Raw genomic sequence first — 12,697 nt, 5'->3', positions numbered from 1 at the left:
CCTCCATTAACGAACGCATCTAAAGTCAGTTTTATAACCACTGCTATCAATCTTGTGGGTCACGTTAGAGACGTACCACTCCCCGTTAAAGCGAGAGTTCGCTCCATCAATCGTGATGTTGGATTTTGCTCTGAGCCAAATATTGCCAAACGTACTGCCACTGGCAGTCATGCCAAGGCGACGAGAGTCCAATGCATCATTGGTACTTTCCAGGTCACCGCGATCGGCGACTACAACACCAGAAACAGCTTGCCTTGCGGTGAGTTGCTGTTGGAGTTCTGGCTTTAGGCTAGCACCCTGCTTGTAAAGCGCACGAATTCTTTCCAGATCGCTCTGACTTGCCTGTGCTAAAAGTCGATCATCAAGAGACCACAAAACTTCTTCTGTCGGCAGTGGTTCCTGACTCTCAACAGCATTCCCCTGTTGATCAATATCATTAATTTCCCTCTGGCGATCGATGTAGCTACTATCAAAGCTGGGTGAAAAACTAATCAGATTGCTATTAGGTCCTTGACGGTACCTTAAAACTAGTTGATCAGGGCGATTTAATTGCATAATCTGGCGATCGGGAATGAAATACAAGACCTCCTGACCTTGCTCATTCAGTTCTACAAAACATTTGGCGTGATAGTCTTCTGCTAATTCTTGCAAAAATGCTAAATCAGTTTTGCCATCCTGGTTAAGGGGGCGACTGCGAATTTCTGGATCAGGATTCAGTTGAGCTTCTACTCCAGCAAAGTCATAAGATCTTGCTACTTTCTGAACAATTGCAGTTACGGTTTGGTTGCGCCAGACTTTGCGCTGCTCTTGCAGCCCCATCAGAATGGACTTGTCTTCACCTTTCAAAGTTAGAGTCGGCACACCGTTTTGAGGGTAGCTCAGTTCCACTTTGGTGATCAATGCCCGCAGCATCAAGGCATGTTGGTTAGGTTCTGCGTAGCCCACATCTACAGCAACGTAACTACCCTCAAAGAGGGCATCTGCGTAGATTAGTCGTGGATCAGGGATTGTCAGCGTCACATTATCCGCTTGACGATCGTCCTCTACCACCGTCACAGAACTGACCCAAGAGGCGATATCCACGCCGCTATTAGGTCCATCTAGTGCGACGTTACTTCCACCCATCTTGACTTGATAAAACGGTGTCCGTACTAGCATTAGAACTTCCTTGTCCGTGTAATCCGAGTGGCAGTGCCCGTATCAGGCAAATTCAAACGATCGCCTGCTTTGATATCCAAGGGGTAGACTGCTGGATTGGCATCTAAAATGCGCCACCAGAGGCGGGCATCACCATAAAAGCGATGAGCCAACAGATCGATCGCTTCCCCTTGCATCACCTGATGTTGGCGATCGCTCAGCGCAGATGGCTTAGTGAGCCGTAACGCTACAACCTGGCGATCACGACCATCGGAGGCTCTAACTCGAAAAAGGGGCAAATTTGCAAAGCGAGAATCGGGTTTCACAGGCATAATGATTAACCTCTAGGTGGGGGAGTGGGCGTGTTGCCGTAGGGCGACAGTTCGACAAGTGTGACAGCGACATCTGCTCGTAAAGGCAACAGCTTATCGTTAAACAACAACTCCGTGATGCCAACTTCAGTCACGATGCAATCGATAATGCGAGTTACTTCTGCACTGCCTCGAGTGCTCCCTGTCTGTTGATCAGAACCGAAGCCAAATCCAAATCGACATAGAGGCGGACTGACAAATCGTTCTTGAGCATTTCGCTCATTTGAATACAGTGGGAGAAAGCTAGCCCGCGCATCTTGCCAACGGTCAGTTTGTGGGTAGAGAAACGCTCGATATTTATTGAGTTCGGGGAGAATGCTACCGTCGTTATCACGGTCAATATAGACATTATTGTCGGTATTGCCATAGCGCATAATGCTGCCATCTGAGAGTTTGACTGAACCATCAAACAACCCATCAATTCTCACTGTGAAGCTAATGGTGCGATCGCCCCCCTGACTATACTGTCGCGTCGGCATTAGCAGCCCAGGAGCGTCGATCGTGGCGTAGTTAACGGAACGCTTGTCACTTAATTGAGTCGGGTTATACTGAAACTCGACCAGAATTTCGTCGGGATCAAGTCCGACACTAACGAGAAAGCCTCGAGCTGGAAGTTGTTGTTGTAACATCACAGATTCTCCTCGTGTTCTCTCTGTCAACTATGCGGGTGCTGCACTGCGAACACCCGTGCGGAAATCCCGCTCAGTCCGGAGGGCATCTAATCGTTCCCTCAGACGGTTCACAATCTCATCACTCAAAAGTTGGGCAGCATCCGCTTCCAGACGTTCAGCGTTGATGTTGATCGTGACATTCTCCAGGGTAATCGACTGATCACCACCACCTCCTCCTGTAGAAGCAGCCAGGGGCATGCCCTCAGGTAACCCCGGACGCTGTCCTAGTAAACCGCCTCCTTCAGGAAGGGCGGGACGTCCTCCGCCCTCCGGCAACCTGGGGGGTGCGGCGGTAGCAGCTTCTGCTCGCTCACTGGCACGGCGTTCCTCATCGGCTCGTTCTGCCTCAGCGACAACCGCTTCCTGTTCCGCGATCGCCCCTTCTAATCCTCCCCGAATCTCGCCTGTCTCAAACGCGGCTCCAATATTGATCTCTGGAGTTTCCATCGTTTGCAGTTGCAAGGCCTCTGCATTGACTTCAGAAATCCGATCGATGTAATCGACACCAGGAATATAGGCAATCACTTCATTTGCCAGGTCAATCAGTCCATTGAGTAATCCAATGAAAAAGTTGATAATGCTGGCACCAAATCCAATAAAAATATTAATGATTCCAATAATTGCGTTATAAACCGTTGCAACAATCCAATCCCAAATTTGTCCAATTAAAGTGCCTAAGCCAACAAAGAAATAGCCAATCCGTTGTACTTGAATACTGATGAAGTTAGCTGCTTGTAAGACCGCGAGTTTAATTTCATCCCAATAAGCAATGACCACAATAATGACTCCAATTAACCCGAATAAGACAGCGATAACCGCTAGCCATGGATTGTCTCGCAATGCAGCTTTAACTTCGTCCCAGTAGATGATTAACGCCGCGATCGCTGCAATCAACGCTATCACTGCAATCACTACCAACACGACTGGATTCAACGCCATCACCGCGTTAAATACCCCCTGTGCTGCTGAGGCTAACTGAGTCACGCCAGCCAATGCTTCGATCGTGTCTACTCCCTGAGTGATGGTACCGCCTAAGGCTGAAAAGAGATTCATATAATCTTCTGTGCTTTCTAGCGGGCGATCCCAGGCTTCACCTAATTGGTTAACTGATTCATAGAGCTGAGGAATAGAAGTCAATACATTACCAAGCGATCGTGCCCCTGCCCCTACCATTGATGCCAAGGATTGAGCACCATGAGCAGCGATTTCATCTCCCGCTTGATCCATCGCCTCTGTAACACCTGCTTCAATCTCCTGCTCCAAATTTTGAAGCGCAGGGTCTAAGTTTACTCCTCTAGCAGCATCACCAGCAGCATCTGCCAGTTTGCCACTTGAGCCAAAAATCACCTCCATTGCCGGACTAAAATTTGGGCTATTTCCAGCCTGCTTTGTCGCTTCTTGTGCAATTTTGCCATCGGGACCAAAAATCTCACCCATGGCATTTCTAAAGATCAATTCACCACTTTCATTAAGCTCAGCCCGAATTGCTTGTTCAGAAGCATCAACGAATCTGAAACTGGCAACTGCAGATCGCACTTCCTCTGGAGTAAATCCTTCTCTAGCCAACCGTGTTACAAGATCCTGCATTCGATTCTGAATACTTTGTGGCAAACGTTCACCAAATTCATGGTCAGCAATTCGCCATATGTTTTGAAGTTCCTGTGCACCTTCGCGAGCAGTTCTGATAGCAAGTGCAGCATCTTGTAAAATTTGATCTGAATCAAGTGCCTGACCAATGTTTGCATAGCCAGTCTTAATTTCAGTATGAATTCTTGTGAATAGATCTCTTGCAACAACATCTATATCACGATTAATATCAATGCCTCCTCCTGTGCCAGATGTTATCCTCCCACTTAATCGTTGTTCAAACTGTACAAGGTAACCTTGTATGTGTTGCTGAACCCCGGCTTGTAACTGCTCAATCACGTGCCTATTCAGTAGATCACCTTCACTGCGAAGCCGAACTACTAGTTGATTTACAGCACCTAAACAGTCGGCAACATTATTCATTACTTTGTTGATTTAGTAAATGAGCATAATGAACTCGGTATTCTTGACAGTTGTAAAATCGGCTGTTTTCGGTGTCAAGGATTAATCCGCCACCCAAATCACATACGACATCGACCAAGTTAATACGTAACTGTTTGTACTCTTGATTCTGTGTATTAGACCCAGAAAAACGATATTGAGACTGAGCTATTACTAAAGCATCTTGCTGTGCTTCTGTAAGTACATCCATGTAGGATTCTACTATTTCCTCTCGCATAAAGGGTTGTAATTCTTCTCTAGAAAGATTGATTTCTAGTTTTGCTTTACTAGATAGAAAATATCCTGATGTCCAGCTATTAGATTGATTGCGCTCTGAAAGCAGTCTATACTTCCACTCAACAGGTAAACCACGTGCATGCATTTGGAGAAGAATTTGCTCCATTGGGATACACTCAGCCATAAACGTGTAGATAAAAACATCCCGACTCATCACTCTTGCCTACACCTTAACTACCGTCGTTTAGTCTTCTCTAATTCTTCTCTTTCCCGCTCTAGTTGTTCTGACATCAAGCGGACATAAGCCCAACGCTCATCGGTGGTCAAATCCATGACTTCAGCATGACCCCAATGCAGGTAATAGGCGAGGAAAAACACTTCTTTGGGTAAGCGATCTTCCTGACCTATGAAGGCGATAAAAAATTTGACATATCCAGCGTGGCATCAAACTCACGACCGCAGTTGACGCAGTTGATGTGGCGACGCATTTTAATACCGGGTCCGCCATTATTCAATGCTTTGTCCACAAGAGCGCGATCGGACAGGGTGAGTTGATCGAAAATTGCGGTACCCAATGCCTGAATGCGTTTCTCTGGCATATCTCCCAACACTTTCAAGCAGCGTGCCATCAACGCATTTTTGCCGTGAGAAGCGTTTTGACGAATGGCGGAGGCGGTTTTTTCCTCATCACTGCCAACCGGATAACGAAACACCATACTGGTGTATACTTCACCATCGCGATCGACATAGCCATCTTCCAGTTCCACCACAACATCCTGCGGCAGTTCCCCATCATCTAGTTTCGTCACTTCCAACTCTGTCAGGTCATCACGGAGTACGTTGGCAGTATGGCAGGTGGGGCAGGAATAGTTTCCCTCGATTTCTGAACCAAAGGTGATTTCGCGCAGTTTGATCAGCAAATAGTGGCGATCAGCAGAATAAAGCGATTGCACGATTTTGTTTCCAGGCTTTTCGATCGTGCCAATCTGCACTAAACAACTGGATAGTAATTCAGTGATCATCCGGGCACCGTTATTGCGATTGCTTTTATCTGCCATAATCGCTTCTTCTCGCCCAGTCATTTTACGTAACACTGCAACTTTATGCAGTTGGCCATCCTCATCAATGTGACCAATGGGAAGTTGAAACTCGAATGTTCTAACCAGTGTACTGACCATACTTAATCTCCCTATCAATTTCAATGACTCTTTAAACCACTCGCTCTAGACCGTTATGCTCAATTTCAACCGTTTGCTTGAACAAGTTGGTTGAAGCAGCTTCTAAATCAGCAAACTTGGATGATTTAATCCACCCTTCGTAAAAGGCAAATCGAACCACTTCCTGACTATTTTCCAGCTTAATCACAGCGCCATTGCGACGGACTGAAGACCCGCTACTCGTACCATTGAGTTGAAACATCTCACTAAACCAATCTTTGAATAATTGGTCATATTGGCTGCCATCCATATTGCGCTCAATCACTAACGTGTCGAACTTGACAATTCCGCTGGCAATCTTGCGAACAATGTTGGAACCGCCATCAGACTGCTCAATGGTTTCTGTCATACCTTCGTTCAGTCCCGTCACTTTCGTGACAGGGCAGCGATCTCCGCCAATCTCAACGGCAAACCCGTGGGTGCGGTAGGATTCTTTGAATGATAGTTCTGCCATAACTCAACTCCAAATTGCTTAAATCTAAGGTTCTGATGCTGTAGCACCGCTCTCCTGCTGTCCAACGACGATAATGATCGTCTCTGCTGGCTTCACTGGATAGAAGTAAACTTCCACTTTGAAATTGCCCAGGTTCACCTCTGTCGGTGGGTTATTCTCGGCATCACATTTAACGGTAAACACCTGATCGGGTGGGTCTGAGCCAAATGCCCCCTGCCGCCATAAACCAAGCAAGAAGGGTGTAATCACATTGAATTTGACACTCCGCCGTAATTCTTCACTATGGGGTTCTTGCTGCACAAATCGCAAGCCTTCCCGTAGAGAAGATTTGACGAAGTTAAACAGACGGCGCACGTTGACAAACAGCCAGCGGGTGTCCGTACTCAGTGTGCGGGAAGCATCAATGATGATGCCGGAACCAGGAATTGCTCGAATGCCATTCACCCCACCACTTTTCACTAAATCGGTGTGGTCAGTGTCAGTCATATCAAACTCCACTGCCAATGCATTGCTCAGGCGGGCTTCATCCCCTGCTGGAGCTTTCCAGATGCCTCGCGTATCACTAATCCGGGCATAGGACCCCAGAATGTGACCGACCGGGGGAATCCAGAGCAGTGGATTGTTGCCCGTGGTATCGAGGGGGTTGGCGATCGCAATCCAGGGCGCATACAACGCACCGTATACTTTCCGTCCCCGGAAATTGCTCGCGTGGGCTTTGATGCCATCAAGATTAAAGCCACGGGGAGCCGTACCGACAAACATGGCATCTCCACGACTTTCGCAGTAGCTCAAGCAAGCGGTGGTTACACCTATTGCAGTGGTTTCGGGGCAGGCTAACAGTTGGATAGCAAGGGGGTTGAAAGCATACAGTCCGGTTCGTTGGGCTGGATCACCGATGTAGTTGGTATCAACTGGAGCATTGCCATTATTACCGCCTGCCAGGGAAAATGTGCCAGTCAGTGGCGCATTTAATCCCGCTGCCGAGGCGCTGTTTTGATTGGTGACGGTAATATAGCGCGAGCCGCGATCAGGATCATTGATCACTGAGTCCACGGAGTAGTCAAGGGCGGGCTGCATACTCAGTGATTCAAACTGCTCCACCGTTAAACCCCGGTAGTTCACAAAGACATCAAACTCCACCGATTGGATGCGGGCAAAATTGGCAGGTAGGGTCAGTCCCCCTGTCCAGGTAATCAACTTGGATGATTCTGCCACGGAATCCACAGTGCGGTATTGCCGGATTCCAGCAACTGGGGTATTGCCTGCCAAGCCCAGGGCGGTGGTTGCATCTGTTGCCCCAGCAGTCACGGCAAGAGTAGATGTGGCCCCATAGGTGTTAGATATTAAGACCAGACGGTTGCTGAGGTTCAGGGCAGCGGTAAATCCCTGCGCCTGACGATTGATGGCAGCAACCACTTCTGAGGAGGTCACTGCCCCCACTCCACCGACAAAGTCACTGGCAGTAAATCGAATCGGCGCTGCCGTTCCTCCATTCACACTGACATTAATACTCGCTCCATCAGTGAGGCTAGGGAGGATCGCATTCGACGCAATTACATGTCCCCGTGTCTCCAACTGAATTGCCGATCCTGGTAAGAAGCCACCCGTATTTTGTACAACTGCTAGTGTGGTGTTGGTCGGTAGCGCGGCATTGCTGTTGGCGGTTGTTGCAGTAAATCCTAGAGGCGTTGCTGCTGCTCCAGTGATTTCCAATCGAGAGAGTACACCAGCACTCGGGCTTGCCACAATCAGTTGACGGTTAGGCGTAACCACAACTTTTACAGCAGCAGTTTGCCGTCGAATTGCCGCCGCAACTTCTGCTGCCGATGCGGTGGCAATATTGACAAAGTCTGTCGTGTTAAAGGTAATGGTGATGGCAGGTGTTGCGCCATTCACGGTGATTTCTAACTGTTGACCCGCAATGAGGGCAAAGGGTTCGGCAGTGCTGCCAATAATTTGAGCCGGAATTGCCGCAGCACCGCGTGCATGATCGGAGATCGTCACTGAGAGATCATTACCCCAGCTACCTGGGTCTTCCCGTCCTCTGATTCCTGCTGCTATCCGTAAGGTTGCTTGAGGGGTTGAGGCGCGATCGTTTAAGACTCGATTAGCAGCTCCACTGCCACTTCCCACAATCCGGACGACATAGGCTGTACTGCCGCCGTTGTCAAAAAAGCCCCGAATGGTATGGGCACCGTAAAGGGGGTTGCCGCTGGAATCAACGGTATAGCTGCCAAAGTTGGTGACAAAATCGGTGAACCCTCGCACCACAATAGGGAGATTGGGCACGCCCCGCTGACTCCGCACTAAAAATCCAGTTACCGAAGTTGGAGCCGCGACGATCGTGGGCGCTGCCCGACCATCCACTTCAAGCACATTCAGCCCAATGTTAAATGCCATTTTGTTCTCTCCTTATCCTTCGTTCGCAGAGGCACCACTAGATTGCTGACCGACCACGATAATGATCGTTTCTGCAGGTTTGACTGGATATAAGTAGACCTCTAGCCTGAAATTACCCAGATTCACCTCATCGGGTGGGTTGTTTTCACCATCACATTTGACACTGAAGACCTGATCGGGTGGATCGGAACCAAATGCCCCTTGCCGCCATAACCCCAAAAGGAAAGGCGTTACCACGTTGAATTTCACCTGGCGGCGTAACTCCTCGCTATGAGGTTCCTGCCGGACAAAGCGCAGTCCGTCGCGTAGAGAAGATTTCACAAAGTTGAACAGCAAGCGCACGTTCACGAACCACCAGCGGGTATCGGTACTCAAGGTGCGCGAGGCAGCCACAATAATTCCGACGCCAGGTAAGCGGCGAATTCCATTCACAAAGGCAGTTTTCACCAAAGCAGTATGTTCGGTATCGGTAAATGTAGCAGACACATCCAACGCCCCCCGAACCTGTGCTGCATTTCCTGCTGGGGCTTTCCAGATGCCGCGCTCTTGTTCTGTCCGAGCATAAACCCCCATTACATGCCCATCCGGCGGAATAAAGCGAGCTGGAGCGGGTCCTACCCCGATCGGGTCGTTCACCCGAATCCAACCAGCATAGAGTGCACCATAGACCTTATTTGCCTGGAACTGAGACCCATATTGGGTAATGGTGTTGACGTAATCACTTTCTAGCTGAATGTAGTTACTCAAGGCACGGGGGATGACACCAGTAGGAGAACCGCGATCGGGAGCCGAGCCAACAACCGTACAATCGCCCCGTCCAGCACAATAGTCCAATGCCGCTCGCACTGCACTATTACGTCCGGTGGCAGGCAGAGAATGTGCATCTGGAATGGCTACTAGCTGTACCTGCACTGTATCGAACGCGTATAGACCCGTTTTTTGAGCAGGGTTTCCGATATAGTCGGGTGCCGTTGGAGCCGTGTCTGTTCCCCCAGTCAGCGCTTGATTGGAGACAACCGCTGGATTTTCAACATTAGCAGCAGTGCTGCCGCTAAGGTCGGTTACAACGATATAGCGTGAACCGCTGAAGGGGTGATTAATCCGATTCACGACATAATTGGTAGCATCGGTTGCCATGCTCAACCCCGTCCAGGTTTCCACCTCTGTAAAGTCACTAGTGGGTGTGTCTTGATAACGAATAACTAGACGAAATTCCGTAGCGGTCTCTGCACGCACATCCACCCGCAGGCTATTGCCCCAAGCTCCTGGCATGACTTGTCCTAACGCACCAGCGGTTACTCGTAACGTTGGTGCAGGGGTCGGTTGAATGTTGTTTAAGGTGACCAATGCAGCAACACTTCCCGCTCCAACAATTCGGTTGATATATGCCTCCCTACCGCCATTCAGGAAAAAACCTTCCACGGCATAGGCAAGATAGCTATCACTCCGATAGTTGCCAAAGCGATTCTGAAACTGTTGCATGCTTGTAACACGCACTGCCTGATTAGGTACCCCTCTTTCTGCCAGCCCCAAAAATGCTGCGACGGAGGTCGGTGCTGCTTGAATAGACGGACTGGCACGACCATCAACCTCAATGACATTAACTCCAACCTCAAGCGCCATAGTTCTTTCTCCTTGACTTAATGGATTCTGACGTTCCTCGCATCTCTAAAACCGCAATACAATTTCTTCCTGATCAACAGGGGCATCAATACGAGCGGCTTCAATATTGGTTCGCTGTATCCACGGCACTTCCTGTCGGACAGCAGTTTCCAGTCGTGTGCCGATCCGCACATAGAGCGGTGCTAGCAACCCTAATCGCCGATCATCCAGCGGCGCAGGCTGAGGCAGCAATGAGACGGGTGAAAATAAACCGTTGATGGGTAACCCCCGATCCATCGATAACTGTTGCAGTAGATAGGTATGAATCAGACGTTGTTGATCAGGTTCCGGTGCTACCGCAGTGATTTGATAGTCCACAGTATAGGCACGGGCAGGCGATCTCACACTACAGATGGTGAGATTGCCCCGTTGACGAAAGCTATCGCGCTGCGTGGCACAACCAGTGCGTTCCAAATCCTCCCGTGCATCTTGAGGAGTCAGGATGATCGCCGGATTAACTGATGGTAGGGCAGTAGGTGGATTCTCCAAAATCACGGGCACAATCACAGACACCGTTGCTGTACCAACCACCAAGGAACCAATCACCCCATCTCCGTTGCCAAATTGCAAGGTCGTTGTGCCTGCCCCCGTGTCGTTTTGCACTTGAGTTACTAAGTGAATTTCATCACCCGTACTACTTCCGCGAATCCGAATTTGATTTCCCACCCACAACTGAGGCGTCAATGGCACGACAATTTGTAAGCTACCAGGGCTAGCAGGTTGACTAAGTGGCAGATTGGTCAAACCGGTCAGTTCAACCCGTTGATTGAGCCGTTGAATCAGGGCATCCTCTACATCTACTAACATCTCCTCTCGCACTGCCAGCAATTGAGCAATTTGTAGACTAAAGGCAAAATCAGTAAGTACTCGAAATCGCAGGCGGGTGATAGCGCTACGGCGATCGCTCTGAATACCAATTCGCGTCTGATCCCAAACATCAACCTGATTGATTGGCACCAGCCAACGATGTTCCTCACCGGGAGCATCATTAGCATCGACATAGGAAAACTCCAAGTAAAAAGGCTTAGCGATAGATCCATCCGCTGCCTGACTAGCAAACGTCCAAAATCGTAGTTCCTCAAACGAACTCAAATTGATCGGGCTGACTAGAACAAACTCTGCGAACTGGTTGACAGCAGATGACGCAACTAATTTATTACTAGCGATAGCCTCACCGAAGATGGGTTGAACCACCTCCGAAATCTGTAAGAGAGCAGAATCTGAGGAAGTCCATGCTGTATTCATACCGTGAACCAGAAGATTGGTCACAGGCTTGTCCTGCCACTAAAACCATGCCTTCAGTAATAAGTCTGCTTAACGTCGATTACAAGTCGCTTTTTCTATCTAGCTTGTTCTGATTAGCTCAAATAGTCTAGGCTAATTTACCTACTCCAATCCCACACTTTAATACTGAAGCCTGCAAGTTATGTTCAAATCTATGTTGGCTTGACAGATGGGGTGATTCTGGAGCACAGTCGCAATGATATTTTCTGAGTTAACCCATCTAAACTCATTTCTGTGTATGCAGTTCAGGTTAGTTTTCTAGAAGTGTCTCCAAATCCTCTTTTAAGTTTTTGCAGTAGAATTATCTTATTTCACTCAAACAGTTCCCGATAGTGCTTAGCAAAACGAGAAATATCCTGCCCACTTGCAGGTCTCACGTACGTCGCCTGATTCCGAACTGCCTGAATCTGCTCAGATTCTCGCTCCATCGCTAGGGTAAACTGCTGCTACCCCAACAAATCCCCCACTTCAACCTGCCCTGATCTATCGTGATAAAACACCTCCTCCGCACAACGTTGCACCGCATTCTCGATCTCAGCAAGCATATAGATGCGGTTATTTGAGCAGAAACTTACTTCTCTTCTTCATCCAAACAAAAAAAAAGCCCGACTCTTTTCAAAATCAGGCTTTTGGGTTTCCAAGATTACCAACTATTCATCATCCAAGTCGAGATCATCCTCGTCAGTTTCCTCTAGATCGTCGCCAGCGTCCTCTTCGAGTTCATCGTCAAGATCCAGCTCATCTAGACTGTCAAGCACATCGGGAACATCAGGTTCAGCCAATTTTCTGCCGTTACGACGCTCTAGGCTACGTCGGTTGACTTCAATCAACGCCCGAATCCCCTCATCGGGGTCTTCTGGAATTGCAGCATCAAAGTGAGCCGCAATTTGCGCCATCACTGCCAGGTCAAACTTTAGCGAGTCTGGCTCACCAAATAGTTTGGGAAACACTTTCGTATTCCATGCCTGCCAGTCAAAAGTGCCGTTGTTCTTCTTAACCGCCGCGGAGGTAGCATTGCCCATCACTTCTCGAAAACCGTAATAGGCTGGAATGACAGCACTTTCAGCCCGTAAAGCCACCTTCACTTTGTAAGTCTGGAACAGGGCATTACGGATTGCTTTGGTTGCCACCTTTGGATCACTTAGGTCAAGTGACGGTGCAGGCTTTGCAGTCGTTTTTGCTGGAGCCGTCTTGGTAGCATTACCGTTTCTCGCTTTCGTAGTTGTTGCCATATTG

General features: G+C 48.7%; 12 protein-coding genes. All 12 read right to left on the bottom strand.

Annotated elements, in window-relative coordinates:
• Positions 1–6 precede the first annotated feature (6 nt).
• On the bottom strand, positions 7–1,158 hold the full coding sequence (locus tag ACKFKH_RS21280; RefSeq protein ID WP_446860355.1) for a phage late control D family protein: 1,152 nt from the start codon (positions 1,156–1,158) through the stop codon (positions 7–9).
• Complete coding sequence (locus tag ACKFKH_RS21275; protein WP_446860354.1) at positions 1,158–1,469, bottom strand: tail protein X; 312 nt, start codon at positions 1,467–1,469, stop codon at positions 1,158–1,160. The genes ACKFKH_RS21280 and ACKFKH_RS21275 overlap by 1 nt, the downstream gene beginning before the upstream one ends.
• Before the next feature lie 5 nt (positions 1,470–1,474).
• Complete coding sequence (locus tag ACKFKH_RS21270) at positions 1,475–2,137, bottom strand: hypothetical protein (RefSeq protein ID WP_446860353.1); 663 nt, start codon at positions 2,135–2,137, stop codon at positions 1,475–1,477.
• Positions 2,138–2,167: 30 nt separating this feature from the next.
• Positions 2,168–4,189: a hypothetical protein gene (locus ACKFKH_RS21265; RefSeq protein WP_446860352.1), complete on the bottom strand. Its 2,022-nt coding sequence runs from the start codon at positions 4,187–4,189 to the stop codon at positions 2,168–2,170.
• Positions 4,182–4,628 carry a hypothetical protein gene (locus tag ACKFKH_RS21260; RefSeq protein WP_446860351.1) on the bottom strand — a complete coding sequence of 149 codons (447 nt, stop codon included), beginning with the start codon at positions 4,626–4,628 and terminating at the stop codon, positions 4,182–4,184. Before ACKFKH_RS21260 ends, ACKFKH_RS21265 begins: the two co-directional genes overlap by 8 nt.
• A 50-nt stretch (positions 4,629–4,678) precedes the next feature.
• Positions 4,679–4,822, bottom strand: a complete 144-nt coding sequence (locus tag ACKFKH_RS21255; RefSeq protein ID WP_446860350.1) for a hypothetical protein — start codon at positions 4,820–4,822, stop codon at positions 4,679–4,681.
• 26 nt (positions 4,823–4,848) lie between these two features.
• Entirely contained in the window at positions 4,849–5,622 is a 774-nt protein-coding gene (locus ACKFKH_RS21250; protein ID WP_446860349.1) for a T4 family baseplate hub assembly chaperone, read from the bottom strand.
• Positions 5,623–5,653: 31 nt separating this feature from the next.
• On the bottom strand, positions 5,654–6,115 hold the full coding sequence (locus tag ACKFKH_RS21245; protein WP_446860348.1) for a phage tail protein: 462 nt from the start codon (positions 6,113–6,115) through the stop codon (positions 5,654–5,656).
• A gap of 24 nt (positions 6,116–6,139) precedes the next feature.
• The gene (locus tag ACKFKH_RS21240) at positions 6,140–8,515 is read right to left on the bottom strand and encodes a phage tail sheath family protein (protein ID WP_446860347.1); all 2,376 of its coding nucleotides are present in this window, start codon (positions 8,513–8,515) and stop codon (positions 6,140–6,142) included.
• A 12-nt stretch (positions 8,516–8,527) separates the two neighbouring features.
• A complete protein-coding gene (locus ACKFKH_RS21235) occupies positions 8,528–10,138 on the bottom strand; it encodes a phage tail sheath family protein (protein ID WP_446860346.1) in 1,611 nt (536 codons plus the stop codon).
• A 45-nt stretch (positions 10,139–10,183) separates the two neighbouring features.
• A complete protein-coding gene (locus ACKFKH_RS21230; protein WP_446860345.1) occupies positions 10,184–11,446 on the bottom strand; it encodes a hypothetical protein in 1,263 nt (420 codons plus the stop codon).
• Positions 11,447–12,111: 665 nt separating this feature from the next.
• Positions 12,112–12,693, bottom strand: coding sequence for a hypothetical protein (locus ACKFKH_RS21225; RefSeq protein WP_446860344.1), 582 nt, complete (start codon positions 12,691–12,693; stop codon positions 12,112–12,114).
• Positions 12,694–12,697: the final 4 nt, after the last annotated feature.

The sequence above is a fragment of the Phormidesmis sp. 146-20 genome, from assembly GCF_052939475.1.
The sequence above is the reverse complement of the archived record's forward strand: the minus strand, read 5'-3'. Positions and strand labels throughout refer to the sequence as shown.